Origin of the sequence: Actinokineospora alba (assembly GCF_004362515.1) — a bacterium.
Lineage (GTDB): Bacteria > Actinomycetota > Actinomycetes > Mycobacteriales > Pseudonocardiaceae > Actinokineospora > Actinokineospora alba.
On sequence record NZ_SNXU01000001.1, the window covers coordinates 721056 to 746730 of the forward strand.

The following is a 25675-nucleotide window of genomic DNA, read 5'->3' on the forward strand; positions in this document are numbered from 1 at the left end:
TGCCTGAGCGGGCGACTCGCGGGGGTCCCTAAGCTCCGCTGGGGATGTGGACGGGGCCCAGCTTGAGGATTTCGCGGAAGTCCTTGGCAGGTAGGGGCCTGGAGAGGAGCCAGCCCTGGTAGGCGTCCACGCCGACGCCGCGCAGGACGTGGAACTGGGTGGCGTTCTCGACGCCCTCGGCGACGCAGCTGCGGCCCATGGCGCGGGCCATGTCGACCAGGGCTCGGGCGACGGCGAAGTCCGACGCGTCGGTGGCCACGCCGGAGACGAAGCGGCGGTCGATCTTGATGATCTGGGCGGGCAGTTCCTTGAGCCGGGCCAGCGACGAGTAGCCGGTGCCGAAGTCGTCCACGGCGAAGCGGACGCCGCGTTCCACCAGTTCGGCCATGGCCTCGCGGCTGCGGGACGGCAGGTCGATGAGGCTGGTCTCCACCAACTCGAGCACCACCCGGTCCCAGGCGATGCCGGTGGCGGCGACGGTGGCACAGACGACCTCGACGAACTCCGGGTCGCCGGGCACCAGGCCCGCGAGGTTGACGGCGATGCCGACTCCCCCGCCCAGGGTGCTTCCGTTGATCTGCGGCCATTCCGCCGCCTCGGTCAGGGCCGCGCGCAGGACCCAGCGGTCGAGTTCACCCAGCAGGTCGCCCTGTTCGGCGACGGGGAGGAACTCGCCGGGCAGCAGCAGGCCGCGTTCCGGGTGCGGCCAGCGGACCAGGGCCTCGGCCGACAGCACGGTTCCGTCCGGGCCGACCACCGGCTGGTAATGCAGGATCAGCTGGTCGTTGGCGATGGCCTCACGCAGCTGGCCCTCGAGGAGCATCTGGCTGTTGGCCGAGGCGATGAGGGCGTCGCTGGCCAAGGAGACCCGGCCGGTGCCCCGCGCCTTCGCGGCGAACATCGCGGCGTCGGCAAAGCGCAGCAGGTCGGCGCCGCTGGTGTCCTGGCCGGACGGGACGGCCGCGCCGATACAGGCCGACACGCGAAGCAACTGGCCACGGACCGGGACCGCGGTGCGGAGCAGGCTGGCGGCGAGGTTGGCGAGCGCGTCGACGCCGCCGACTTCCTCCACATCCGAGCAGATGACCACGTACTCGTCGCCGGACATCCGGGCGACCGTGCAGCTCGGCGGCAGTCCCCGTTCCAGGCGTCGGGCCAGGGCGGTGATCAGCTCGTCGCCGACGTCGTGGCCGAGGGAGTCGTTGACCCGCTTGAAGTTGTCTACGTCGCAGAACAGCAGCGCGATGCGTTCGTAGTCGCGGCCGCCGAGCAGCTTCGCCAGGAGTTCCTTGACCGCCGCGCGGCCCGGCAGGCCGGTCAGCTCGTCGTGGGTGGCCTGGTAGCGCAGCCGTTCCGCGGCCCGTCTGCGGTCGGTGACGTCGGCGAAGACGACCAGCCAGAACCGCTGCCCGTCGTCGGCCACCGAGACCGTGGCGTTGAGCTCGCAGTACACCGGCTTGCCGGTCGCGGTGGCCAGCACGCGCTGCCCACTGTGGAACGAATGGGAGCCGCCACGGGACGTGGGGCGGTCGTCGGGGTGGGTGAGCTGCTCGGCGGTCATCCCGCGCAGCTGGTCAAGGTCCATGCCCAGCAGCGAGCAGAGGGCGTCATTGGCGTCGACGAGCCGTTCGGCGTCGTCGAACAGGGCGATGCCGACGGGGGTGATGGCGACCAGGTCGGTGAACCGCTTGCTGGAGCGCTGCATCCGCGTTTCCGTGGAGCGCTGCTCGGTGACGTCCTGGGCGGTGCCGATCATCACGGCGTCGCCGCTGTCGGGCCCGGCCGCCTCGCCGCGGATGCGGAACACCCGGCGCGTGCCGTCGGGGCGGATGACCCGGTGCTCGCACTCCACTGGCCGCTTCGTGCCGGCAAGTTCCTGCCACCGCTGGTCGACCCAGCCGCGGTCGTCGGGGTGGCAGAGCTCCAGATAATCCGCGTATGTGATCTTCGTCCCTGGCTCCACGCCGGCCAGTTCGTAGAGCATCGATGACCACAGACAGTCACCAGTTTTGGTGTTCCACTCCCAGGTGCCGAGCCGGGCGACCCGCTGCGCCTCGCGGAAGAGCCTGCCGTCCTGGGTGAGCTGGCGCTCCATCGCGCGGAACTTCGTGAAGTCCTGCACGGTGCCGTGCACCTTCGACGGCTTGCCGTTGGCGTCGCATTCCGTGCGGGCGCGCACCAGATAGGTGCGCTCACCAGCGAGGTCGCGCACTTCCAGCTCGATGGGCTGGGCCGATCGGTATCGGCACAGCCGCGAGCGGAAGCGCGCGACCGCGGGCTGGTCATCGGGGTGGACGAGGGCGAGCAGCTCATCGAGCGTGGCGCGCGGGGACAACCCGCACAACCTGCACAAACCGTCGGAGAGGTAGCCCAGACCGGAGGCCATGTCGAACGTCCAACTGCCCAGTCGGGCTATCCGCTGGGCCTCCAGTAACAAGGAGCGTTCCGCGGCCACGTCCGCGAGAACATCCGCGGCACTCGATTCGCCCAGGTCAGGCGCGAGAATGCGACCGGTGTCGACGTCGAGTGCTCCCGCGGGCATCACGGCCCCGGGAAGCCCGACGCGCACGACATGCTCGGCCACGGAGCGATCCCCTCCACCCTCGAGTAGGCGGGTGGGGCACCGCTGCCGAGCATCCCGCCGGCCTCAGGCTACCCCGTCCTCCTTCGCGGCCCTTGCCACCGCCGCCGCGACCTCGGGTGCGACCCGGGGGTCGAGGGCACTCGGCACGATCTTGTCGACCGCCAAGTCCTCCTCGGCGACGGCCGCGATGGCGTCGGCGGCGGCCAGCTTCATCCGCTCGGTGATCCGGCGCGCGCCGGAGTCCAGGGCGCCGCGGAAGATGCCGGGGAAGGCGAGGACGTTGTTGATCTGGTTCGGGAAGTCGCTGCGCCCGGTGGCGACGATCGCCGCGTACTTGCGGGCGATGTCGGGGTGGATCTCCGGGTCGGGGTTCGACAGCGCGAACACGATGGAGTCCTTGGCCATGGTGGCCACCAGGTCCTCGGGCACGGTGCCCGCCGAGAGCCCGACGAAGACGTCGGCGCCCGCGAGCGCCTCGGCCTGGCCGCCGCGCAGCCCGTTGAGGTTGGTGACCTTGGCCATCTGCTCCTTGATCGGGTTCAGATTGTCGCGGCCCTCGTGGATGATTCCGCGCGAGTCGAGCAGCGTCACGTCGCCCGCGCCCGCGGCCAGCAGGATCTTCGCGCAGGCGATGCCCGCGGCGCCCGCGCCCGCGATGACGACCCGCTGGTTCGCGATGTCCTTGCTCAGGACCGTGTTCGCCCCGCGCAGCGCGGCGAGGAGCACGATCGCGGTGCCGTGCTGGTCGTCGTGCATGACCGGGCAGTCCAGGGCCTCGATGAGCCGCTCTTCGAGTTCGAAGCAGCGCGGCGCGGAGATGTCCTCGAGGTTGACCGCGCCGAACGACGGGCGCAGCCGGACCAGGGTCTCGACGATCTCGTCGACGTTGGTGGTGTCGAGCACCAGCGGGATCGAGTCGAGCCCGCCGAAGACCTTGAACAGGGCGGCCTTGCCCTCCATGACCGGCAGCGACGCGCTGGCGCCGATGTCGCCGAGGCCGAGCACCGCCGTGCCGTCGGAGACGACCACTACCAGGCGCGACGCCCACGTGTAGCGGGCCGCGAGCGAGGCGTCCTCGGCGATCGCGCGGCTCACCTTGGCCACCCCGGGGGTGTAGGCGATCGACAGCGACCTCGGGTCGGCCAGCGGCTTGGTGACCTCTACACCGAGCTTCCCGCCCTCGTGGGCGCGGAAGATCTCCTCATCGGTGATCGGTGCTGAATCGCTCACTGGGGTTTCTCGCAAGGTCTCTTGGTAGTCATTCAGTGCGGTCATGAGTGGCGTCCTCCAGGATCTCGCAGAGTGCTCACGGGCACACGCGAGCGGATTGCCGGACGGGGCTCCGAGTCCGGACACGGGCTGGTCTTCCAGTCGCACGGGCGCGGGGTTGCGTCGTGGTTGACGGGACAGCGGAGCTGGTCGACGGCGGGGGTTCCGGTCGCTTGCCCGGGGTGTTGGGCGGGCGGCCGATGGACGCTGCGGTGCGCACAGTGTGACAGCACAAGTGTGACCTGTCTGCGGCCGGGATCACATCGAAGGCCGCCAAAGCCGCACGTCAGAAGCAGTTTCACCAAGACGTCCGTCCGGTTTGGTTTGTGACGGTGCCCTGTTCGGAGCGTTACACGTGGATAGTGCTCATTTTCCGGAGAGGTCGATCACTAGGCTCGGGACCATGCAGGCACGTGAGCTGAAGGTCACCGGCGCGATCGAGTTCTCCCCGCGGACGTTCCCGGACAGTCGGGGCCTTTTCGTGTCGCCGTTCCAAGGGGAAGCGTTCGAGAAAGCGGTCGGACACCGGCTGACCGTCGCGCAGACGAACCACAGCCGCTCCCACCGCGCCACCATCCGGGGCCTGCACTTCGCCGACGTGCCGCCCGGGCAGGCCAAGTACGTCTACTGCCCGCAGGGCGCGCTGCTCGACTTCGTCGTGGACGTGCGGGTCGGGTCGCCCACGTACGGCGCCTGGGACGCCGTGCGGCTCGACACCGTCGACTTCCGCGCCGTGTACGTGCCGGAGGGGGTCGCGCACGGCTTCGTGGCGCTGGAGGACGACACGGTGCTGTCGTACCTGTGCTCCACCGGCTACAACCCGGGCTCGGAGCGCGGCATCCACCCGCTGGACCCGGACCTGGCGCTGCCCTGGTCGGTCGACGAGCCGATCCTGTCGGAGAAGGACGCCGCCGCGCCGACCCTGGCCGAGGCGGCCGCCGCCGGGCTGCTGCCGACCTACGACGCCTGCCTGGCGCGCTACGCGGACCTGCGGGGCTGAATCCGGCCCGGCCGAGGCCACAGCCGCCAGCGGATCACGGCGTGCACGTGGGCGGGCCCGAGGTAGCGGGAGTCGGTCGAGGCCTCGGTGAAGTCGCCTTCGACGTGCCAGAGGTAGCCGGCGGGCCGGATGGCGCGTTTGACGGAGAGCTGCCCCGGCCTGCTCGGCCAGGTCACCAGCACCACGTCGCCCGGTTTGGGCTTTCCGCGCGTCGCCAGGACGACGTCACCGCCCGACAGCGCGGGCGCCATGGACGCACCGCGCACCGTCACGCGCCTGACCGGCGTTCGGTCGAAGAGAGTCAACGATCACCTCCACCTGCCCGCTCATCGTGCCCGGAGTAGGGTCGAATCGTCGGAGCACCCCCGTTCGCCCATGGAGGAACAATGCGACTGTTGTCGCGCTTTCTCGCGCCTCGACTGGAGGCCACAGCCCACTGTGACCTTCCGTGTGGCGTGTACGACCCGGCCCAGGCCCGCATCGAAGCCGAGTCGGTGAAGGCGGTCCAGCAGAAGTACCAGGACAACGAGGACCCCGAGTTCCGCACGCGCGCGGTCCTGATCGCCGAGCAGCGCAGCGAGCTCGTCAAGCACCACCTGTGGGTCCTGTGGACGGACTACTTCAAGCCGCCGCACTTCGAGAAGTACCCGGAACTGCACGACCTGTTCAACCGCGCCACCAAGGCCGCGGGCGCGGGCGGCACCAAGGGTTCGATGGACCCGGCCACCGGCCAGGCCCTGCTCGACCTGATCGGCGAGATCGACAAGATCTTCTGGGAGACCAAGAAGGCCTGACGCCGCAGCGCGTCGAAACGGCGCAGGCGGGCGAGGACATCTCGCCTGCCTGCGCCGTTTCGTATTGCCTTGCTACGCCGTCAGCGCGCTCATCCGACGCTGCTCGATGACCGCGGCGGCGATCACGTCCTGCAATATGCGCGCGGTGTCGGCCGAGGGAAGCCGGGCGGTTTCGCCGGGCGGGACGGAGATCCCGATGTTCCCCTCCGCGTCGAGATAGACCGACATCTCACGATGCCGTCCAGCCGCGTCGATACACGGCACGGTTCGTATCCACGGGTGCGAGCTGATCGCGACCACCTCCTGATGCAGGTGCGAAGGTTCGCACACGGTGTTCCTCGCGCGGGCGGGGCCCACGCCGGCCGTCCCGGTCAGGGTCCGCTCGGGGTTGCGGCCAGGGTCTTACCTGATGATCTTGCCGTAACCGGCGGACAGGCTTGGCGGCATGAAGACCTCACGCCTTGCCGCCACGTTCGCCGCCGCCGCCGTGCTGGTCGGCCTCGCCGCCACGCCGGCCGCCGCCACACCTGAGTTCAGCTTCGCCGACTGCCCCACCGTCCTGCCGACCGGCGCCGACCCGGCCAAGTGGCGCTGCGAGGAGATGGCGGCCACCGGGACCGTCAAGTTCGGCACCCTGCCCACCCTCGACTTACCGATGCTGCGGATGACCTTCGCCGAGGGCACCCTCGACGGCCGCTTCGCCCAAACCTTCGGCGCGCTGCGCGCGGAGCCGGTGCGGGTGCCGCGCAGCCACCTGTCGTTGGAGTTCCGGTACGGCGGGTTCTCGGACTTCCAGTCGAACGACCAGCGGATGGGCGAAGTGCACCTGAAGCTGGCGGTCAAGGGGTTCGGGGTGCCTTCGACCTGCACTATCGGGACGGACGCGGAGCCGCTTCGGTTCGTGGTGAAGCGGCAGACACCGACCGAGGTGATCTCGACGAACCCGCTGGTGGTGCGGTTCAGCATCGCCGACACGGCGTTCACGGTGCCGCGGTCGAGTGGGTGTGGGCCGTTCAGCCGGATGATCGACCAGCGGCTGGGCCTGCCGTCGGCTGAGGGGAATTCGCTGGTGCTGCACAACAGGGTGGGAATCCGCGGGTACTGACGACCTGTTGGACAGCGCCGTGCGCATCGGACAAAGAGCCCCGCGCGCGGCGCTGTCGTGCACCGGCCACGATTCGGCGTCGTGCGGCTTACTTCGGCGACACCCGGATCGTGATGGTGGCCGCCACGACCTCCTTGCCCTCGGTGTCGACGATGGACACCGGCACCGGCAGGTCGAACGGCTCCGTGCCGAAGGTCGGGAGCTCCGGGAGTTCGGCGACCGCGCGCAGGCTCGTGTTGGCCTTCGCCGTGTACGCGACCGTCATGCCCTTGGGGATCCACCGGTGGCTCGTCGGCACGGTGGCCTCGGCCAGCATGCCCATCGCGCACTCGGCGAGGTTGCAGGCGGCGATGGCGTGGAACGTGTGGATGTGGTTGTGCACGCCCCACCACTTCGGCGAGCGGACCTCGCAGCGGCCGGGGCGCATGTCGACGACCGTCGGCAGGATCGTGCCGAAGTAGGGCACGCGCACGGACATCGCCACGGAGAAGAGGCGGTTGCCCAGGGGACGCTCGGCGAGCTTGCGCCACATCACGTAGGTCTTGGTCGACGTCATGAGAATTAAGCTACTTCCCAGTAGGTTTTGTGGCAAGCGTGAGCATTTAGGATCCAGGTCATGCATGAGCCGGCGGTCTACCTGCTGCGACACGGCGCCACCGAGTGGTCGGAGAACGGGCGGCACACCGGCCGCACGGACATCCCACTGACCAGCGTCGGCGAGGCGGGGGCCAGGCGGGCGGGCGCGCTGCTGGCCGACCTGCGTGGCGACCGGCCCGCGCTGGTGCTCTCGAGTCCGCGCGTCCGGGCGACCCGCACCGCCGAGTTGGCGGGGCTCACCGTCGACGAGACGACCGAGGATCTCGCCGAGTGGGACTACGGCGACTACGAGGGCCTCACCACACCCCAGATCCGCGAGACCGTGCCAGGCTGGACCGTGTGGACCCACCCCTGCCCGAACGGCGAGACCGCCGACGCCGTGGGTGAGCGCGCCGCGAAGGTCATCCACCGGATCCGCGAAACCGACGGCGACGTCGTCCTGATCGGCCACGGGCACTTCAGCCGGGTGCTGGTGTCCACCTGGATCGGGCAGTCCGCCACCTTCGGTGTCCACTTCGGACTCGAAGCGGCCGGGCTCAGCGTTCTCGGCGACGAGCGCGGCGTGCCGCAGGTCCGCAGGCTCAACGTCCCCGCCCGGTAAGGAGAACCCCTTGTCAGACCCCAGGATCCGCCGCGTCAGCGAGTCCGATGTGGACGCCGTGGTGGGCCTCGTGCACGAGCTGGCCGACTACGAGCGCGCGCCCGACGAGTGCCACCTGACCGCGCAGCAGCTCCACACCGCGCTGTTCGGCGAGGCGCCGGCACTGTTCGGGCACGTGGCCGAAGTGGACGGCAAGGTCGTCGGCTGCGCGCTGTGGTTCCTCAACTTCTCGACGTGGCGCGGCGTGCATGGCATCTACCTCGAAGACCTCTACGTCAGCCCGTCGCAGCGCGGGTCGGGCCTGGGCAAGGCGCTGCTGGTCGAACTGGCCGCCGAGTGCGCCCAGCGCGGCCTGCAGCGCCTGGAGTGGTCGGTGCTCGACTGGAACGAGCCCGCCATCGGCTTCTACAAGTCGATCGGCGCCGTGCCGATGGACGAGTGGACCGTCTACCGGCTCACCGACACCGCGCTCGCCGACCTGGCCAGCGAGGCCTGAAATTCGCTGTATATACCCACTTCTACCTGGGAATTCTCCGGTACGTTCGTAGCTTCTTCCGCAGGGCCCGTTCGGGTTAACGTTCACCCGATAGGTGCGCTTCGTGACTCTTTGTCACCGAGGGTGGCGCACTCTCCCTGCGAAAGGAAATCCCCGTGGTTCACGTGGGTAAAAAGACCTGGGCGGTGGTCGCGGTCGGCGCGGCCGCTGTCGCCGGAACCGGCATCGTGTCGCTCACCGCGACCGCCGCCCAGCCCGCCCCGGCCGCGCCCGCGGCCCAGTCCGCGCCGGTCCGCCTGATCGTCGGGTACAAGTCCCAGGCCGAGCAGGCCGGTTCGGACAACGCCGTCAAGGCGCACCTCGCGGCGAAGGCCCAGAGCCTCACCCTGCAGCGCAGGCTCGGCACCGGCGCGGTGCTCGTCGACGTCGGCGGCGCGGACAGCAAGGCGCTGATCGCGGCGCTGAAGGCCGACCCGAACGTCGCGTTCGTCGAGCCGGAGCTGCGGGCCACCACCATGGCCGCGCCCAACGACCCCGACTACTCGAAGCAGTGGCACTACTTCGAGGAGAAGGCGGGCATGAACGTGCCGGGTGCCTGGTCCTCCTCGACCGGCGCGGGCGTCACCGTCGCGGTGATCGACACCGGCTATGCCAAGCACTCCGACCTCGAGGCGAACACCGTCGCGGGCTACGACTTCGTCAGCAACAGCTCGGCCGCGCGCGACAACGACGGGCGCGACCCGAACCCGGCCGACCAGGGTGACTGGTCCGCCGCGGGCGAGTGCAGCTCCACCTCCCCCGCCGCGAACTCCAGCTGGCACGGCACGCACGTGGCGGGCACCATCGCCGCGGCGACGAACAACGCCAAGGGCGTCGCGGGCGTGGCCTACGACGCGAAGATCCAGCACGTGCGCGTGCTGGCGAAGTGCGGCGGCTCGTTCGCCGACATCGACGACGGCATCGTGTGGGCGTCGGGCGGCACCGTGAACGGCGTCCCGGCCAACAAGACCCCGGCGAAGGTCCTCAACCTGAGCCTCGGCGGCCAGGCGACCTGCCCGACCAACACGCAGAACGCGATCAACGGCGCCGTGCAGCGCGGCTCGGTCGTCGTCGTGGCGGCGGGCAACTCCGGCAAGGACGCGGCAGGCTTCACCCCGGCGAGCTGCAAGAACGTGATCGTCGTGGCGGCCACCGACCGCGACGGCAACCGGGCGCAGTTCCGCTCGGACAACAGCGCGTCGTCGAACTACGGCACGATCGTCGACATCGCCGCCCCCGGTGGCGAGACGTGGACCGCGTCGGACCGCAGCAACGGCATCCTGTCGACGCTGAACTCGGGCACGACCACGCCGAGCAGCGAGTCCTACGCCTTCTACCAGGGCACCAGCATGGCGACCCCGCACGTCGCGGGCCTTGCCGCGCTGATGCTCGGCAAGAAGAGCGACCTCACCCCGGCGCAGGTCGAGGCGGCCATCAAGCAGAACGCGCGGCCGCTTCCCGGCACCTGCACCGGCGGCTGCGGCGCGGGCATCGCCGACGCCGCGAAGACCGTCGGCTCGCTCGGCGACACCGTGGGCGGCCCGGCCGTCACCAACCCGGGCAACCAGACCGGCAAGGTCGGTGTGGCGGCATCGCTGCAGGTCAAGGCGACCGACCCGGCGGGCAAGACGCTGACGTACTCGGCGTCGGGTCTCCCGGCGGGCCTGTCGATCAACTCGACGAGCGGCCTGATCTCCGGCACGCCGACCGCGGCGGGCACGTCGAACGTCACGGTCACCGCGACGAACACCGACAGCAAGTCCGGCACGACGACGTTCACCTGGACCGTCGAGGGCGACGGCACCGGCGGCACGGTCACCGTGACCCGTCCGCAGGACCAGTGGGGCTTCAAGGGCTGGGCGATCCAGCCCCTGCAGATGCAGGGGAGCAGCACCGCGGGCGGCACGCTGACGTTCAGCGCGACCGGCCTTCCCCCGGGCCTGACGATCAGCGCGTCGGGCCGGATCACCGGCACGCCGACGACCTCGGGGACCTACACGGTCACCGTGACCGCGAAGGACTCCGGCGGCGGCACGGGCACCACGACGTTCGGCTGGCGCGTCTACTAGAGCGCTGAAGGACGGGCCTGACCACCGCGGTCAGGCCCGTTCTGCGTTTCAAGCAACAAGCCCGCGGTACATGATGTGGATGTCGGCGTAGCCCTGGGTGGGGTGGCGGAAGGCGCCGGGGACGGTGCCGACGATCTTGAAGCCGAGCGACGCCCACAATGCGATCGCCCCAGTGTTGGTGGAGACGACGGCGTTGAACTGCATCGCCTGGTAGCGCTGGGCCCGGGCCGCGGAAAGCACGTGGTGGGCCAGGGTTCGGCCGATGCCCTCGCCTGCACGGTCCTGGTCGACCATGAAGCCCGCGTTGGCCACGTGGTCGCCCAGTCCGGGTTGGTTGGGCTTGAGCAAGGCCGTGCCGACGATCCGGCCTTCGTCCTCGGCCACGAAGACCTGGGCGGGAGCGGGCAGCATCCACACCGACCGCGCGCTGTCCTCATCGGTCGCGGGGTCCCACATGTACGTCTCGCCCGTGGCCACGACGCGGTGCCAGAGCGGCCAGATTCGCTCCCAGTCGGCCGAAACAGCCTCGCGCACGCGCATGCTCAGCTTTGGGCCTCGTCGTCGCCTTGGGCCCACACAGACGACTGGTTGTGGAACAACAGCACCAGGGTTCCGATCACCAGCAGGCCGAACGGCACGCCGAATTCCGGGCGACCTGAGGGGCCGAAGACGTACCAGGCGACGCCGAGCAGCAGCAGCTGTACGACGATCGCGGGTCCGCGTGCCCAGTGCTTGCCCAGCAGCAGCCCGACGCCGACGGCCGCGACACCGCCTGCCAGGACGGTGAAGTAGGCGGCTTCGCCGTAGACGTTGTTGCCCGGCGTGGAGCCGCCGCCCGCCGCGTGGATCAGCAGGATGACGGCGAAGACGAGGCCCGTGAGCCCCTGCAGGGCGACCAGCAGGCCCGCGCCGAGGATGGTCCGAGGGGCGTCGGAAGCGATTCGCACGGCGGCCTTTCAGGAGCGGTATCTAACGCACGATGACAGTGCGTGCACACCGCCGATCGTATGCCACCCGGACGGCCGTCGTGTTTTGTCGTACCCAGGGTGGATGATCACGGGTGTCAGTTCCTCGCGGATCGACGAGCAGACGGTCGTCTGGGTGCACTCGTTGAGACCGAGGCCGAGCGGGAGTTGTGCGGAAGGGGCTCGAACTCGATCACGGGCGACCCGAAGGGATGACGCCGAGCTCACCCGATTGGGGTGGGCGATGGCGGAGCGGATGCGCATGCTGCCTTACGCTGCGGTTATGCGTGCAGTCCTTGTGGTGAACCCGCAGGCCACGGCGACCACGCCGGCAGGCCGCGACGTGCTCGCGCACGCGCTGGCCAGCCAGGTGAAGCTCGACGTCGTCGAGACCGACTACCGCGGGCACGCGATGGCCGCGGCGGCGCAGGCCGCGGTCGACAACGTCGACCTGGTCGTGGCGCACGGCGGCGACGGCACGGTCAACGAGGTCGTCAACGGGCTGCTCGCGGCCGGTGGTGCCGCCGAGGCACGACCGATGCTCGGCGTCGTGCCGGGCGGCTCGGCGAACGTCTTCGCGCGGGCCCTGGGGCTGCCACGCAACCCCGTCGAGGCGACGCACATCCTGCTGCGCGCCCTCGAGGAAGGCCGCAGTCGCCGGGTCGGGCTCGGGTCGGTCGACATCGGAGCCGGTCAGCACCGCTGGTTCACCTTCAGCGCGGGCATGGGCTGGGACGCCGACGTCGTCGCCGACGTCGACCGCAAACGCGGGAAGAAGGCCAGCCCGGCGCTGTACGCGCGAGTCGCCGCCGCACGGTATATCCGCCCGGGCCACAGCAGGCCGGACCTGACGATCGAGATTCCCGGTGAGGCCCCCATCGAGGGCCTGCGGCTGGCGTTCGTGTCCAACACCGACCCGTGGACCTACATGGGCACCCGGGCGATCCACCTCAACCACGGCTGCTCGTTCGAGACCGGCCTGGGGCTGTTCGCGCTGCGGACCATGCGGATGCCCACCGTGGTGCGGCACATCAGCCAGGCGTTCAGCGCGAACGGCGAGACCAAGGGCAAGAACCTGGTCCGCCGCGACGACGTCGCCAAGATCATCGTGAGCGCCGCGGAGCCGGTGCGGCTGCAGTGTGACGGAGACCTCATCGGGGCCCGTACGAGGGTCGAATTCACCTCGGTCCCGGGGGCGCTCGCGGTCGCGATCTGATCTATCGGTCCAGACCAGCCGGGCGTGAGACCAAATCGTTGCTCTCCGGAGCGATAGTGCGCTGACGTCGATCTTTCGGGTGAGTTCACTCACCGGCCCTCGATGAACCCTTGACATACGGCTGGTTCGTGAAACCATTCACAAGCACCCCGACGACCGGATGACGACTAGTGGCGCGCTATCTGCGCGCCCGATGCGAGGAGCAAGTAGAAATGGACTGGCGCCACCGCGCGGCCTGCCGTGACGAGGACCCCGAGCTGTTCTTCCCCGTGGGAACAAGCGGCCCGGCGATCCTGCAGGTCTCCGAGGCGAAGGCCGTTTGCCACCGCTGCCCCGTCGCCTCCAACTGCCTGTCCTGGGCACTCGAGAGCGGCCAGGATGCTGGCGTTTGGGGCGGAATGAGCGAGGACGAGCGTCGTGCGCTGAAGCGCCGCAACGCCCGGACCCGGGCACGTAGCAACGCCTGAGCTTCCCGCTACACCGAAAGGCCCCCGACCCCCATTGCGCAGGGTCGGGGGCCTTTCGTATGCAATTGCGCGTTATCGCACAAGACTATTCACGCGAATAAAGATGCGGCTCGCCGCATAAGACCGCACCGAGACCTCGACGATGACCATGCGCCAATGGTCAAGACGCGCGGTGTGGTTATGCCGCGAAACCGCTAGCGGCGCTGGGAGAGCGGGACGCGCAGGACCGCTTCGGTGCCCTTGGGGTCGCGGCGGCGCAGCGACAGCGTGCCGCGGAGTTCGGACTCGACCAGGGTGCGGACGATCTGCAGGCCCAGGCCGTTCTGCCGTTCCAGGGAGAACCCGCTCGGCAGGCCCCGGCCGTCGTCGGCGACCACCACGTCGAGCCACCGGGACGAACGCTCGGCCGCGACGACGACCTCACCGGAGTGCCCGGCCGGGTAGGCGTGTTCGACAGCGTTCTGGACCAGCTCGGTCAGCACCATCACCAGCGGGGTGGCGACCTCCGCGGCGACGACCCCGAACTGGCCGGTCTTGCGGACCTTCACGTGGCTCTCGGCCACCGCGACGTCGCCGACGACCGGGATCACCTTGTCCACCAACGCATCCAGGTCGACGCGCTCGTCGACCGAAGTCGACAGGGTCTCGTGCACCATGGCGATCGCGGCGACCCGGCGAACCGACTCGGCGAGGGCTTCCTTCGCCTCCGGGCTGTTGGTCCGGCGGGACTGCAGGCGCAGCAGCGCGGCCACGGTCTGCAGGTTGTTCTTCACCCGGTGGTGGATCTCGCGGATCGTCGCGTCCTTCGACAGGAGCGCGCGGTCGCGGCGGCGGACCTCGGTGACGTCGCGGCACAGGACCAGCGCGCCCGCCGACGTGCCGCGCGGGCGCAGCGGCAGCGCGCGGAACAGGACCGCGGCGCCGCGGCGGGACTCCGCCTCGGCACGCATGCTGGTCTGGCCGTCGAGGGCGAGCAGGATGCGCTGGGCGATCTCGGTGGCGTCGAACGGGTCGGCGATCAGCGACCTGGTCAGCGGGGCGAGGCGGACGCCGACGAGGTCGGCGGCATGGCCCATGCGGTGGTACGCCGAGAGCGCGTTGGGGCTGGCGAAGACCACCGCGCCCGCCGGGTCGAGCCGGATGAGGCCGTCGCCGACGCGCGGGCTGGTGTGCACGTCCGGGGACGGCTCGGCGGTCGGGAACGAGCCGTCGGTGACCATCTGGCACAGGTCGCCCGCGATCCCCAGGTAGGCGATCTCCAGGGCGCTGGGCACCCGGGGCACGGCCAGGTTGGTCTCGCGGGACAGCACGGCCACGATCTCGCCGCCGAACGACACCGGGATGACCTCGCGGCGGACCGGGACACCGAGGTGCCAGCGCGGGTCCTCCTCGCGGCAGATCCGGCGCTCGGCGATCGCCCGGCGCAGCTGCGGGTGTTCGAGCACCGTGGTGTGGCTGCCGACGACATCGTCCGGGTGCGCGGTGGGGGCCGTGGTCGGCCGCGCCTGCGCCACGCAGAGGAAGCGCTCCTCGGCGTCGGGCGGGAGCGGCTTGCCGTCGTCTCCCTCGGTCTGGGCGACCCACAGCAGGAAGTCGGCGAAAGACAGGTCCGAGAGCAGCTGCCACTCCGCGACGACGGTCTGCAGGTGGTCGATCGCGCCGACGGACAGGCCCGTGTGGTCGGCGAGAAGGTCAGCCAGAGTGGACACATATGCTCCGGACTACTCGCGGAAAGCGCTGGTCAGAGCAGGTTATTCGACGACGGCGATCAGGTCGTGCTCCTGGACGACGTCGCCCTCTTTGACGGCGAGCTTGGTCAGCGTGCCGTCTTCCTCGGTCAGGACCGGGATCTCCATCTTCATGGACTCCAGGATCACCACCGTGTCACCCGCGACCAGGGTCTGTCCCTCGTGGGCGACGACCTTCAGCACGTTGGCGACGATCTCGGCCTCGATCAGCTGGCCCATCGACCGTTCCTCCTCAAGCGAGTTCTGCTCGGCACAATCCAACCACGTATCGGCCCTGGCGAACGCGACAACGAGCACGTGGCAAAATTGTCGGCGAAGGTGTGCCGTCCGAGTGCCATCGGTGTGCTAGACGGCCCATGCTCATGCTCAGCCCTACGTAGGAGGAACTCCGATGTCGAAGCGCGCCCGCAAGCGTCGTGACCGTAAGAAGGGTGGCGCGAACCACGGTAAGCGCCCCAACGCCTGAGCATCCGCTCGCGTACGACAGAGGCCCCGGCAGCAACTGCCGGGGCCTCTGTCATGCACGAGGTCATTCCTTGATGTTCACTCCACCGTGTTTGATCACGGTCTGCCGGATGGACGCGCGCAGGCGCTCCTTGAACTCGTCCGGGGCGTGGTCGCCGCCGCACTTGCGGGCCAGCAGGATCTTCAGGTGCTCTTCGATGCCGTACTGCTCCAGGCATGGGCTGCACTCGTCGAGGTGGCGTTCCAGGACGGCGCGGCGGGTGACGTCGCATTCCTGGTCGAGGAACAGCCAGACCTCGTTGAGGACGTCGGAGCAGTCGGTCTCGTGGTGGTTCCCGCAGCTCATTTCCCCGTCACCTCTCGCGACGCCGAGCGCATGAACCCACGTTCCTTCGCCACGTCGGCCAACAGGTCGCGCAGCAGCCGCCTGCCGCGGTGCAGCCGCGACATGACGGTGCCGATGGGGGTACCCATGATCTCGGCGATCTCCTTGTACGCGAAGCCTTCCACGTCCGCCAGGTATACCGCGAGGCGGAACTCTTCGGGAAGTTCCTGCAGGGCCTGCTTGACGTCGTCGTCGGGCAGCAGGTCCATCGCCTCGACCTCGGCGGAGCGCAGCCCGCTGGAGGTGTGGTTCTCGGCCTTGGCGAGCTGCCAGTCGGTGATCTCGTCGGTCGGCGACTGCAGCGGCTGCCGCTGACGCTTGCGGTAGCCGTTGATGTAGGTGTTGGTCAGGATCCGGTACAGCCAGGCCTTGAGGTTGGTGCCCGCGGAGAAGGACTCGAACGCGGAGAAGGCCTTGAGGTACGTCTCCTGGACCAGGTCCTCGGCGTCGGCGGGGTTGCGCGTCATGCGCAGCGCGGCCGAGTAGAGCTGGTCGATCATGGGCATGGCGTCGCGCTCGAACCGCTCGGCCCGCTGGGCGGAGGTCTCGACCGCAGTGGTCGCTTCGGTGCGCGGCACCGTGCTCCCTTCGATCGTCGGATGCGCATACGGCTTCACAGAGCCTACGCGGCCGACGCCCGGGCGGCTGTGGCCCGAGCCACGCGCGGGGCGTGAGTTCGGACGCTTTGACTCATGGATCAGCTCGGTCAGCACATCCCGGACAACACACGTGCGCGGCCGCGCATTCCCGGATCTAGGGTGTTCCCCGTGGCTGGACGAGGGACACCTGCGACTTCACTGTTGGTGAAGCGATCGATCACACATCGTTTGCACTCCTACGAACACGATCCGCGGGAGTCGTACGGGCTGGAGGCCGCGTCGGCGCTGGGGGTCTCCCCTGAGCGGGTGTTCAAGACGCTGCTGGCCGAGGTCGACGGGGTGCTGACGGTGGGGGTGGTGCCGGTGGTGCACCAGCTCGACCTCAAGGCGCTGGCCGCGGCCGTCGGCGGCAAGCGGGCGAAGATGGCGGACGTGGCGCTGGCGGAGCGGACCACGGGGTATGTGGCGGGCGGGATCTCGCCGCTCGGGCAGCGCAAGCGGCTGGCGACTGTGCTGGATGAGAGCGCTTTGGGGTTCGAGACGATGTTCTGCTCAGGCGGGCGGCGGGGGCTGGAGATCGAGGTCGCGCCCGCTGACCTGGTGGCTTTGCTGTCGGCCCGGGTGGCGCCGATCGCGGCGGCGAACTGATCCCCGAATCTGGCTTCCGGTGGGGCGGTACGTCTTCTGATTTTCGCGGTGACGTCGAATCGCGTCCGACGCGTTCGTCGTCAGGGTGAGAGGCCTCCCCAGCGACCAAAGGATTTCGCCATGGACGACCAGTCCACGAAGGACCAGGAACACGTAAGCGCCACCCTGACTTTCGCCGTGCCCGCCGAGAGTGTGTTCGCGGTGCTGGCGGACCCGACGACCCATGCCGCGATCGACGGCACCGGCTGGGTTCAGCGCCCGGTCGACCGGGCGCCGCTGACCGAGGTGGGACAGGTTTTCCGGATGGGGATGCACCACGACAGCCATCCGGACGGCGCCTACCAGGTGGTGAACCTGGTCCAGGCGATCGACCCGCCACGCGCCATCGGCTGGCTGACCGGGTACGAGACGGCTGAGGGCAACCTGGAGTTCGGTGGGTGGTTCTGGCGTTACGACCTGGTGCCGCTCGGTCCGTCCGAGACCGCGGTCACGCTCACCTACGACTGGTCGGAGGTGCCGCGGTCCATCCGCGAGCGCATCCAGTTCCCGCCGTTCGGGCCGGAGCACCTCACCAACTCGCTGCGCCACCTGGCCGACCTCGCCGCCCCGACGTCTGCGGACTGATCGTCCGGGGCGCTCGAGACGGTGTTGCAGTACGTCGCAGGTGCGTCGCCGGTCAGTTCGCGTAGAGGGTCAGGAGCAGCGGCCGGAGCGCCTGGGCGAACTGGTCGGGCGTGCGGGCATTCGGGTCTCGGGACTCAGTCCAATGGGCGGAGGATGCGGTCCAGCCACTCCTCCACCGTGCGCGAGATCCTCGGCAGTTCCTTCTTCAGGCTGTGGTCGCCCGGCATGAGCACGACGTCGCGGTGGTGGGCTTCGACGGGCCTGCCGAACGGGTCGGACTCGCCTTGGACCACCAAGGTGGGGACGGGGACGGCGTCGAGTTCGGGTTGGCGGGTCTTGTCCGGCTTGCCCGGTGGGTGGACTGGGAAGGCCAGGCAGACGACGGCCACGGCCTGGCCCTCCTGCGCCGTCCGGCAGGCGACGCGGGCGCCTGAGGAGCGGCCGCCGAAGACCAAGGGCAGGTCGGCGAACCAGAGGGCCGAGAGGTGGTCGGCGACGGCGAGCCACGCCGTGTCGAGCTGGCCCGCGGGGGCGGGGGCTCGCCTGCCCGCGACCCGGTAGGGCTGTTCGACCAAGGCGACGTGCACGCCCGCGGCGGTGGCGCCTCGGGTGGCGGCCACCAGGTCCGGGGCGCCGATTCCGCCGCCCGCGCCATGCCCCAGCAGCAGGGCGGCGCGGCCGCCCTCGGGTGCGCAGTGCAGCTCGGCCCTGGCCAGGCCGTGTGGGGTGTCGATCTCGGCGCGGGTCATCGGGGGTTCTCGGCGGTGTTGAAAAGGTCGAGTTCGTCGAGTTCCTGGGCTTCCTCGTAGGGCGCCAGCAGCTCGGGGCCCTTGTTGCGGACGCTGTTGACCGCCGTCGACACCGGGCGCATCTCGAAGGTGGCGATGAAGTCCTCCGACGGCGGTACGAGCAGCGCGGAGACGTCCGCGGAGTCCGGGTCCAGCCACTGCTCCCAGGCGTCTCGCTCGAGCACCAAAGGCATTCGGTCGTGGACCTCGGCGGGTTTGCCGACCGCGTCGGTGGTCAGGACCGAGCAGGTGATGAGCAGCGGGGCGTCCGGCTTGGACTCGTCTCGCCACGTCGTCCACAGGCCTGCCATCGCCAGGCTCGATCCATCGGCGGGGGCCGTATAGAAAGGCTGCTTGATCTTGCCCTCGCGGCGCCACTCGTACCAGCCGCCCGCTGGGACGATGCAGCGGCGCTCGGCGAGCGACTTCTTGTACGCGGGCTTCGTGGCCGCGCTCTCCGCGCGGGCGTTGATCATGCGCGCGGCCCCGGAGGCGTCCTTGGACCACGGCGGGACCAGGCCCCACCGCATGACCCGCAGGGTGCGTTCGGTCCGGCTCGGGTCGACCGTGCCCTTGTCGTCGCGGGGGTGGCGCTGGACCACCGTGATGACCGGGTCGGTCGGGGCGACGTTGTAGTCCAGGTCGGGGGCTTCAGCCCCCAGGATGTCCAACGCGTCGAACTCGGCCGCCAGGGTCGCCGGGTCCTTCGTCGCCGCGTACCTGCCACACAAAGCGCCCACCTCCAGCATGGAATGTCCGAATCGTGGCACGCCCGGCCGACAGTGGCGAGCCGGTATCCACAGCCCGGCCCAGGTGCGGGAGGATTGCCGCATGCCGCAGCCCTGGTCAGCCCCGGTCGCGACCGCCCCCGTCCGTTCCACCCTGGCGGTCCCCGGCTCCAAGTCGATCACCAACCGCGCCCTCGTCCTGGCCGCCCTCAGCGGCGGTGCGAGCACCCTCACCGGAGCCCTGCAGGGCCGGGACGCGGACCTGATGATCGACGCCCTGCGCGCGCTCGGCGTGCCGATAGACGTCGACGGCACGACGATCACCGTGGGCGCGCACGGCGGCTTCCGCGGTCCCGCGACCATCGACTGCGGGCTGGCGGGCACGGTCATGCGCTTCGTCCCGCCCGCCGCCGTGCTGGCCGACGGCGAGATCCGGTTCGACGGCGACCCGCGCGCCCGCGAGCGGCCGATGGGCACGGTGCTCGACGCCCTGCGGGCCGTCGGGGCCACGGTGGACGGCGACGCCCTCCCGTTCACCCTGGCCGGGACCGGCGCGATCGCGGGCGGCACGGTCACCATCGATGCCTCAGCGTCCTCGCAGTTCGTCTCCGGTCTGCTGCTGTCCGGCGCGCGATACGACAAGGGACTCACCGTCCACCACGACGGCAAGCCGGTCCCGTCGATGCCGCACATCGAGATGACGATCGACATGCTGCGCGACGCGGGCGTGACCGTCGACGACTCCGAGCCGAACACCTGGCGGGTGGAGCCCGGCCCGATCGCCGCGCGTGACTGGGTGATCGAGCCCGACCTCTCCAACGCGACCCCCTTCCTCGCCGCCGCCGCCGTCACCGGGGGCGAGGTCACGATCACCGGTTGGCCCGCGCGCACGACCCAGCCCGGCGACGAGATCCGGGGCATCCTCGAAGCGATGGGCGCCGAGGTGACCCTGGCCGACGGCGCGCTGACCGTGCGCGGCCCGGCCACACTCTCGGGGGTGGACATCGACCTGCGCGACGTCGGCGAGCTGACACCGACCGTCGCCGCCCTCGCGGCGCTGGCCGAGGGCCCCTCGCGGCTGCGTGGCATCGCGCACCTGCGCGGCCACGAGACCGACCGGCTCGCCGCGCTGGCCGCCGAGATCACCGGGCTGGGCGGCGACGCGGAGGAGACCGACGACGGTCTGGTCATCCGCCCGGTCCCGCTGCACGGCGGACCGTGGCGCGCCTACGCCGACCACCGGATGGCGACCGCGGGCGCGATCATCGGCCTGGTCGTCGACGGTGTGTCCGTCGACGACATCGGCACCACCGCGAAGACCATGCCCGACTTCCCCGAGCGCTGGACCCGGATGCTCACGGGAGCCAACTGACGTGGGCGGCAGGCGCGGCGACTGGAGCAAGCTCGACGAGACCGATGTGCGCGTGCGCCCGGGCAAGAGCACCCGGCCGCGCAGCAAGCGGCGCCCGGAGCACGCCGACGCGGTGACCGCGATGGTCGTGGGCAAGGACCGGGGCCGCTGGACCTGCGCGGTCGACCGCGATCCAGACCACCTCGTGATCGCGATGCGCGCACGAGAGATGGGCCGCACCTCGGTCGTGGTCGGCGACGCGGTCGACCTCGTCGGCGACACCTCCGGCAAGCCGGACACCCTGGCGCGGATCGTGCGGGTGTCCGAGCGGGCCAGCGTGCTGCGCCGCACCGCCGACGACACCGACCCGTTCGAGCGGGTGGTCGTCGCCAACGCGGAGCAACTGCTGATCGTGTGCGCGCTCGCCGACCCGCCCCCGCGTACCGGGTTCATCGACCGCTGCCTGGTCGCGGCGTTCTCCGGCGGACTCAAGCCGGTCCTGTGCCTGACCAAGGCCGACCTGGCCGACCCCGCGGAACTGCTCGCCGCCTACGCCGAACTCGACCTGCCGGTGGTCATCAGCAGGCACGACCAGGACCCCCTCGACATCCACGACCGGCTCCACAACCGGGTCTCCGCGCTGGTCGGACACTCCGGCGTGGGCAAGTCGACCCTGGTCAACCGGCTGGTCCCGAACGCGTTCCGGGCGATCGGCGTGGTCAGCGCGGTCGGCAAGGGCAGGCACACGTCGACGACGGCCGTGGCGCTGCCGCTGCCCGACGGCGGCTGGGTGGTCGACACCCCGGGCATCCGCTCGTTCGGGTTGGCCCATGTGGAGCCCAACGACATCGTGGCGGCGTTCGAGGAGTTCGTCGCGCCCGCCGAGGAGTGCCCGCCGGGTTGCGGTCACCTGGGCGGCGCGGAGGACCCGGACTGCGTCCTCGACTCGGTCGTGGAGGCGGGCGAGGCCAGTGTCGGCAGGCTCACCAGCCTGCGCAGGCTGCTCGCGTCCAAAGCGGGCGCGGACGAACACCCCGCCTGACAAAATCGGACTATGCAGATCCAGCGGTACACCGCGTTCAGTGCCGACCCACAAGGCGGCAACCCGGCGGGCGTCGTGCTCGACGCGACCGGCGTCGAGGACGCGGCGATGCTGGCCGCGGCGGCCGAGGTCGGCTACTCGGAGACGGCGTTCCTGATCCCGCGCGGGCCGGGCGAGCTGGACGTGCGCTACTTCAGCCCGCTCGCCGAGGTCCCCTTCTGCGGCCACGCCACCATCGCCGCGGCGGTCGCCTACGCGCACGCCAACGGCCCCGGCACGTTCCGGCTCGCCACCTTGGCCGGACCGGTCGAGGTGTCGACGGAGATCCACGACGGCCAGGTGACCGCGACACTCGTCAGCGTCGAGCCCCGCTCCGTCGAGATCGGCGATGACGACCTCGCCGCCCTGCTCGCCGCGCTGCGCTGGGACAGCGCCGACCTGGATCCCGCGCTGCCGGTGCGCGTCGCCTACGCGGGCGCGTGGCATCCGGTCGTCGCCGCGTCCACCCGGGCGCGGCTGGCCGAGCTGGACTACGACTTCGACCTCCTGGCCGGGCTGATGGCGGCCCGCGACTGGACGACGATCGAGCTGGTCTGGCGGGAGTCGGAAACCGTCTTCCACGCGCGTGACCCGTTCCCGCCCGGTGGCGTGGTGGAGGACCCGGTGACCGGCGCCGCGGCGGCCGCGTTCGGCGGATACCTGCGTGAACTCGGTCTCATCGAGCCGCCCGCGACCCTCACCGTGCACCAAGGCGAGGACATGGGCAGGCCCGGGGTGATCACCCTGAAGGTCCCGCTGACCGGCGGGATTTCGGTGACCGGCACGGCCGTGCCGATACCCGACCCGGCCTGACCGGCGGGCCGAGAGCCGGCTAGCGTTTGGATTAGTGGGGTCGCAACCGATCGGACGCGCCGAACGTCCTAGGTGAAGACCAAGTCATCTTTGAGGGGACATCGACGTAATGCGCAAGAAGACCCTTTTGGTGTGCGGTGCGGCCATTGCCGCCCTCACCCTGACCGCGTGCAACTCCGGCGACAGCTCGTCGGCGCCTGCCGGGTCGGGTGGAACCACCACCGCCGCGGCCAAGCCGACCAAGTCGGGCTTCGACAGCCTCAAGGCGCTCAGCGACGCCGTGACCGAGAAGAGCGACGGCGAGAAGAGCGCCCACTTCACGTTCAAGGGCGAGGCGGGCGGCCAGAAGCTCGAGGGCGAGGGTGACTTCAACTTCGCCGGCGAGAAGACCGCGATGCAGATGACCATGAGCACGCCCGAGGGCGACATCACGATGCGCTTCCTCGACAACGTGATCTACATGAAGATGCCGCAGCCGCTGCAGCCCGGAAAGCCGTGGCTGAAGGTCGACCTGGCCGACAAGAACAACCCGATGGTCAAGGCCATGGGCGGTTCGGTCGACTCGATGAAGAACGCCGACCCGCGCCAGACGCTCAAGCAGCTCGCCGACGCGGGCGAGATCAAGTCGTCGGAGGAAGTGGAGCTCGACGGCAAGCCGACCACCCACTACAAGATCCTCGTCGACACCAGCAAGCTCAAGGGCAGCGGGCTGGGCATGGACGAGCAGTCGATCGCGGCGATGGAGAAGGCGGGCATCAAGGAGATGCCGGTCGAGGTCTGGGTCGACGAGGAGAACCTTCCGGTTCGCTTCGTCGTCGACGTCCCGGGCAAGGGTGCCGCGAGCAGCAAGGTCCAGGCCGACTACACCGACTGGGGCAAGGCCGTCAAGGTCGAGGCTCCCCCGGCCGCCGAGGTCGCGGAGATGCCCGGTAGCTGACGGGAAACCTAAGAAAGAGCGCCCCACGGAATCGGCGATTCCATGGGGCGCTCTTCTTTGGTCTTAACCCATGTGCGGGTACGCGTGATCGGTCGGAGGCACGAAGGTCTCCTTGATCGACCGCGGGCTCACCCAGCGCTGCAGGTTGTAGATCGAGCCCGCCTTGTCGTTGGTGCCGGACGCGCGGCTGCCACCGAAGGGCTGCTGGCCGACGACGGCGCCGGTGGGCTTGTCGTTGACGTAGAAGTTGCCCGCCGCGAAACGCAGCGCCTTCTGGGCCTGCTCGACGGCGGAGCGGTCGGTGGCGAAGATGGCGCCGGTCAGCGCGTACGGCGACGAGCTGTCGACCAGTTCCAGGATCTTCGCGAACTCGGCGTCGTCGTAGACGTGCACGGCGAGGATCGGGCCGAAGTACTCGGTGGTGAACACGTCCTGCAGCGGGTCGCTGCCGACGAGGACCGTGGGCTGCACGAAGTAGCCCACCGAGTCGTCGCAGGTGCCGCCGGTGAGGACCTCGATGGACGAGTTCGCCGCCGCGCCCTCAAGGGCGTCCTTGTGCTTCGCGAACGCGCGCGCGTCGATGACGGCGCCGCCGAAGTGGCTGAAGTCGGTGACGTCGCCGTAGCTCAGGGACTTGACCTTGTCGGCGAGCTGCTCGCGTACACCGCCGTCCCAGAGGGAGCGGGGGATGTAGGCGCGCGAGGCGGCCGAGCACTTCTGGCCCTGGTACTCGAACGCGCCGCGGACCATGCCGTTGACGACGGCGGCCGGGTCGGCCGACGGGTGGGCGACGATGAAGTCCTTGCCGCCGGTCTCGCCCACGATGCGCGGGTAGGAGCGGTAGGTGTCGAGGTTGTCCCCGATGAGCCGCCACAGCGCCTTGAAGGTCCTCGTGGACCCGGTGAAGTGCAGGCCGGCGAACTCCGGGTCGGTCATCGCGACCTCGGAGACGGCGTGGCCGTCGCCGGTGACCAGGTTGATCACGCCGGGAGGCATGCCCGCGGCTTCGAGCAGGCGCATGGTGTGGTGCGCGGCGAGCTGCTGGGTCGGCGAGGGCTTCCAGACGACCGTGTTGCCCATCAGCGCCGGCGCCGTGGGCAGGTTGCCCGCGATCGCGGTGAAGTTGAACGGCGTGATCGCGGTGACGAACCCGTCGAGCGGGCGGTGGTCGAAGCGGTTCCACATGCCCGGCGAGGAGGCGGGCTGCTCCTGCAGCAGCCGCTTCGCGAAGGACACGTTGTAGCGCCAGAAGTCGATCAGCTCGCAGGCGCTGTCGATCTCCGCCTGCTGGGCGGACTTCGACTGGCCGAGGATCGTCGCGGCGTTGAGGGTGTCGCGCCAGGGACCGGCGAGCAGGTCGGCGGCGCGCAGCAGCACGGCGGCGCGCTCGTCGAAGGGCAGCTCACGCCAGGCGGGGGCGGCCTTCTTGGCCGCGGCGACGGCGTCGGCGACGTCGGCGGCGGTGGCCTGGGCGGTGGTGCCGAGGACGTGGCGGTGGTCGTGCGGCTGGACCACGTCGACGCGGTCGCCGCCCGCCATGCGCTGCTCACCGTCGATCGTCATGGTGAGTTCGAGCCGCTCGCCCTCAAGCTCGGCGATCCGGCGCTGCAGCGACTCACGCTGCGGCGTTCCGGGCGCGTAGGAGTTGATCGGCTCGTTCGACGGCTCGGGAACCGACGATATTGCGTCCATCGTGTGGCTCGCCTCCCTGTGACTGGCTCACGGCAGTTGGGTTCGGCGAGTCCCGCTTGTGGCCACTCGCCCTTGAGCGCCATCCTGTCATGGGATGTTTCAGCGTTCTACAGCAACTCCAGCAAAAACGGCAGCTCCTGCGGCGCGTACCAGGCCAACTCGTGGTCCTCGGCGTCGCCCAGGGTGAATTCGGCGTCCGGGTCGCCCAGGTCGGCGGCGTCGACGACCGCGGCGGCGGCCCGCACGGCGTCCTGCGCGTCCTCGGTGTCGAGGTGGATCGCGGCGATCACCTTCATCGGGATCGGACCGGCCAGCTTGACCACCGCGTAGTCCAGGTCGGGCCGCAGCAGCGCGCCGTCGACGTCGGCGGAGACGACCGCGCGGCGCATGGCGGTCTTCGGGTCTTTGGCCAACTCGGCGTTGAGCAGGCGCAGCGAGGCCCGGGCGGCGTCGAGCATGGCGGCGTACTCCAGTTCCTCGTCACCGCCGGTCGCGTACGACTCACGCAGGGCGGGGGTCAGCGAGAACGCGGTGTTGCCCACCGCGACCAGCTCCCCGCTGGAGTTGAGCTCATCCAGCATGGCCACCGTCGCCGGTACGTACACCCTCACAGC

General features: G+C 70.1%; 30 protein-coding genes. 15 read left to right on the forward strand and 15 right to left on the reverse strand.

Annotated elements, in window-relative coordinates; all coding sequences use genetic code 11:
* Positions 1–28: 28 nt before the first annotated feature.
* Both C8E96_RS03270 and C8E96_RS03275 read right to left on the reverse strand, forming a co-directional pair.
* Positions 29–2584, reverse strand: a complete 2556-nt coding sequence (locus tag C8E96_RS03270; protein WP_176926821.1) for a sensor domain-containing protein — start codon at positions 2582–2584, stop codon at positions 29–31.
* Between the two features lie 63 nt (positions 2585–2647).
* The gene (locus C8E96_RS03275) at positions 2648–3859 is read right to left on the reverse strand and encodes an NAD(P)-dependent malic enzyme (protein WP_091381665.1); all 1212 of its coding nucleotides are present in this window, start codon (positions 3857–3859) and stop codon (positions 2648–2650) included.
* Positions 3860–4256: 397 nt separating this feature from the next.
* On the opposite strand from C8E96_RS03275, the gene C8E96_RS03280 reads away from it, so the two are divergent.
* A complete protein-coding gene (locus C8E96_RS03280) occupies positions 4257–4853 on the forward strand; it encodes a dTDP-4-dehydrorhamnose 3,5-epimerase family protein (protein WP_091381663.1) in 597 nt (198 codons plus the stop codon).
* On the opposite strand, the gene C8E96_RS03285 is transcribed toward C8E96_RS03280, so the two are convergent.
* The gene (locus tag C8E96_RS03285) at positions 4832–5158 is read right to left on the reverse strand and encodes a S26 family signal peptidase (protein ID WP_091381661.1); all 327 of its coding nucleotides are present in this window, start codon (positions 5156–5158) and stop codon (positions 4832–4834) included. The two genes, C8E96_RS03280 and C8E96_RS03285, sit on opposite strands and share 22 nt — an antisense overlap.
* Positions 5159–5239: 81 nt before the next feature.
* Here C8E96_RS03285 and sodN point away from each other — a divergent pair, with 81 nt between their 5' ends.
* A complete protein-coding gene (gene sodN, locus C8E96_RS03290) occupies positions 5240–5647 on the forward strand; it encodes a superoxide dismutase, Ni (protein WP_091381659.1) in 408 nt (135 codons plus the stop codon).
* A gap of 72 nt (positions 5648–5719) precedes the next feature.
* Here the strand turns inward: sodN and C8E96_RS33060 are convergent, their stop codons facing one another.
* Positions 5720–5875 (reverse strand): hypothetical protein, encoded by a 156-nt coding sequence (locus C8E96_RS33060; protein WP_166657862.1) that lies wholly within the window; start codon positions 5873–5875, stop codon positions 5720–5722.
* 217 nt (positions 5876–6092) lie between these two features.
* Here C8E96_RS33060 and C8E96_RS03295 point away from each other — a divergent pair, with 217 nt between their 5' ends.
* Positions 6093–6752, forward strand: coding sequence for a hypothetical protein (locus C8E96_RS03295; RefSeq protein WP_091381657.1), 660 nt, complete (start codon positions 6093–6095; stop codon positions 6750–6752).
* Between the two features lie 88 nt (positions 6753–6840).
* On the opposite strand, the gene C8E96_RS03300 is transcribed toward C8E96_RS03295, so the two are convergent.
* Positions 6841–7308, reverse strand: coding sequence for a hotdog fold domain-containing protein (locus C8E96_RS03300; protein ID WP_091381655.1), 468 nt, complete (start codon positions 7306–7308; stop codon positions 6841–6843).
* A gap of 60 nt (positions 7309–7368) precedes the next feature.
* Between C8E96_RS03300 and C8E96_RS03305 the strand changes: the two genes are divergently transcribed.
* The 3 genes from C8E96_RS03305 to C8E96_RS03315 all read left to right on the forward strand — a co-directional run bounded on the left by C8E96_RS03305 (position 7369) and on the right by C8E96_RS03315 (position 10554).
* On the forward strand, positions 7369–7950 hold the full coding sequence (locus C8E96_RS03305) for a histidine phosphatase family protein (RefSeq protein ID WP_091381653.1): 582 nt from the start codon (positions 7369–7371) through the stop codon (positions 7948–7950).
* Positions 7951–7960: 10 nt separating this feature from the next.
* The gene (locus C8E96_RS03310) at positions 7961–8446 is read left to right on the forward strand and encodes a GNAT family N-acetyltransferase (RefSeq protein ID WP_091381650.1); all 486 of its coding nucleotides are present in this window, start codon (positions 7961–7963) and stop codon (positions 8444–8446) included.
* 164 nt (positions 8447–8610) lie between these two features.
* Positions 8611–10554 (forward strand): S8 family serine peptidase, encoded by a 1944-nt coding sequence (locus C8E96_RS03315; protein ID WP_091574585.1) that lies wholly within the window; start codon positions 8611–8613, stop codon positions 10552–10554.
* A 48-nt stretch (positions 10555–10602) separates the two neighbouring features.
* On the opposite strand, the gene C8E96_RS03320 is transcribed toward C8E96_RS03315, so the two are convergent.
* Both C8E96_RS03320 and C8E96_RS03325 read right to left on the reverse strand, forming a co-directional pair.
* The gene (locus tag C8E96_RS03320; RefSeq protein ID WP_091381646.1) at positions 10603–11094 is read right to left on the reverse strand and encodes a GNAT family N-acetyltransferase; all 492 of its coding nucleotides are present in this window, start codon (positions 11092–11094) and stop codon (positions 10603–10605) included.
* A 2-nt stretch (positions 11095–11096) separates the two neighbouring features.
* Positions 11097–11501, reverse strand: coding sequence for a hypothetical protein (locus C8E96_RS03325; RefSeq protein WP_091381644.1), 405 nt, complete (start codon positions 11499–11501; stop codon positions 11097–11099).
* 301 nt (positions 11502–11802) lie between these two features.
* On the opposite strand from C8E96_RS03325, the gene C8E96_RS03330 reads away from it, so the two are divergent.
* Positions 11803–12735: a diacylglycerol/lipid kinase family protein gene (locus tag C8E96_RS03330; RefSeq protein ID WP_091381641.1), complete on the forward strand. Its 933-nt coding sequence runs from the start codon at positions 11803–11805 to the stop codon at positions 12733–12735.
* Between the two features lie 212 nt (positions 12736–12947).
* Positions 12948–13202 carry a WhiB family transcriptional regulator gene (locus C8E96_RS03335; RefSeq protein ID WP_054051690.1) on the forward strand — a complete coding sequence of 85 codons (255 nt, stop codon included), beginning with the start codon at positions 12948–12950 and terminating at the stop codon, positions 13200–13202.
* 194 nt (positions 13203–13396) lie between these two features.
* On the opposite strand, the gene C8E96_RS03340 is transcribed toward C8E96_RS03335, so the two are convergent.
* The gene (locus C8E96_RS03340; RefSeq protein ID WP_091381639.1) at positions 13397–14911 is read right to left on the reverse strand and encodes a sensor histidine kinase; all 1515 of its coding nucleotides are present in this window, start codon (positions 14909–14911) and stop codon (positions 13397–13399) included.
* A 42-nt stretch (positions 14912–14953) separates the two neighbouring features.
* Entirely contained in the window at positions 14954–15169 is a 216-nt protein-coding gene (locus C8E96_RS03345) for a biotin/lipoyl-binding carrier protein (protein WP_091381637.1), read from the reverse strand.
* Positions 15170–15341: 172 nt separating this feature from the next.
* Between C8E96_RS03345 and C8E96_RS34565 the strand changes: the two genes are divergently transcribed.
* Positions 15342–15416 (forward strand): 50S ribosomal protein bL37, encoded by a 75-nt coding sequence (locus C8E96_RS34565; RefSeq protein WP_096498094.1) that lies wholly within the window; start codon positions 15342–15344, stop codon positions 15414–15416.
* A 63-nt stretch (positions 15417–15479) separates the two neighbouring features.
* On the opposite strand, the gene rsrA is transcribed toward C8E96_RS34565, so the two are convergent.
* Complete coding sequence (gene rsrA / locus C8E96_RS03355) at positions 15480–15761, reverse strand: mycothiol system anti-sigma-R factor (RefSeq protein WP_091381635.1); 282 nt, start codon at positions 15759–15761, stop codon at positions 15480–15482.
* Positions 15758–16378, reverse strand: coding sequence for a sigma-70 family RNA polymerase sigma factor (locus C8E96_RS03360; protein ID WP_176926819.1), 621 nt, complete (start codon positions 16376–16378; stop codon positions 15758–15760). Before C8E96_RS03360 ends, rsrA begins: the two co-directional genes overlap by 4 nt.
* A gap of 189 nt (positions 16379–16567) precedes the next feature.
* On the opposite strand from C8E96_RS03360, the gene ybaK reads away from it, so the two are divergent.
* Both ybaK and C8E96_RS03370 read left to right on the forward strand, forming a co-directional pair.
* A complete protein-coding gene (gene ybaK, locus C8E96_RS03365; RefSeq protein ID WP_091382013.1) occupies positions 16568–17047 on the forward strand; it encodes a Cys-tRNA(Pro) deacylase in 480 nt (159 codons plus the stop codon).
* Positions 17048–17167: 120 nt separating this feature from the next.
* Positions 17168–17671 (forward strand): SRPBCC family protein, encoded by a 504-nt coding sequence (locus C8E96_RS03370; protein ID WP_091381630.1) that lies wholly within the window; start codon positions 17168–17170, stop codon positions 17669–17671.
* 134 nt (positions 17672–17805) lie between these two features.
* Here the strand turns inward: C8E96_RS03370 and C8E96_RS03375 are convergent, their stop codons facing one another.
* Together C8E96_RS03375 and C8E96_RS03380 are read right to left on the reverse strand one after the other, a co-directional pair.
* Complete coding sequence (locus C8E96_RS03375; protein ID WP_091381628.1) at positions 17806–18420, reverse strand: alpha/beta hydrolase family protein; 615 nt, start codon at positions 18418–18420, stop codon at positions 17806–17808.
* Positions 18417–19190, reverse strand: a complete 774-nt coding sequence (locus C8E96_RS03380; protein ID WP_091382010.1) for an SOS response-associated peptidase — start codon at positions 19188–19190, stop codon at positions 18417–18419. The genes C8E96_RS03375 and C8E96_RS03380 overlap by 4 nt, the downstream gene beginning before the upstream one ends.
* A 100-nt stretch (positions 19191–19290) precedes the next feature.
* Between C8E96_RS03380 and aroA the strand changes: the two genes are divergently transcribed.
* The 4 genes from aroA (at position 19291) to C8E96_RS03400 (ending at position 23369) form a co-directional block, all read left to right on the forward strand.
* On the forward strand, positions 19291–20559 hold the full coding sequence (gene aroA / locus C8E96_RS03385) for a 3-phosphoshikimate 1-carboxyvinyltransferase (protein ID WP_091381626.1): 1269 nt from the start codon (positions 19291–19293) through the stop codon (positions 20557–20559).
* Between the two features lies 1 nt (position 20560).
* Positions 20561–21580, forward strand: coding sequence for a ribosome small subunit-dependent GTPase A (gene rsgA / locus C8E96_RS03390; RefSeq protein WP_091381624.1), 1020 nt, complete (start codon positions 20561–20563; stop codon positions 21578–21580).
* 12 nt (positions 21581–21592) lie between these two features.
* Complete coding sequence (locus C8E96_RS03395) at positions 21593–22432, forward strand: PhzF family phenazine biosynthesis protein (protein ID WP_091381622.1); 840 nt, start codon at positions 21593–21595, stop codon at positions 22430–22432.
* A gap of 109 nt (positions 22433–22541) precedes the next feature.
* Positions 22542–23369, forward strand: coding sequence for a hypothetical protein (locus C8E96_RS03400; RefSeq protein ID WP_091381620.1), 828 nt, complete (start codon positions 22542–22544; stop codon positions 23367–23369).
* Positions 23370–23432: 63 nt separating this feature from the next.
* On the opposite strand, the gene pruA is transcribed toward C8E96_RS03400, so the two are convergent.
* Both pruA and C8E96_RS03410 read right to left on the reverse strand, forming a co-directional pair.
* The gene (gene pruA, locus C8E96_RS03405; RefSeq protein WP_091381618.1) at positions 23433–25061 is read right to left on the reverse strand and encodes an L-glutamate gamma-semialdehyde dehydrogenase; all 1629 of its coding nucleotides are present in this window, start codon (positions 25059–25061) and stop codon (positions 23433–23435) included.
* 107 nt (positions 25062–25168) lie between these two features.
* On the reverse strand, positions 25169–25672 hold the full coding sequence (locus tag C8E96_RS03410; RefSeq protein ID WP_091381616.1) for a DUF6912 family protein: 504 nt from the start codon (positions 25670–25672) through the stop codon (positions 25169–25171).
* Positions 25673–25675: the final 3 nt, after the last annotated feature.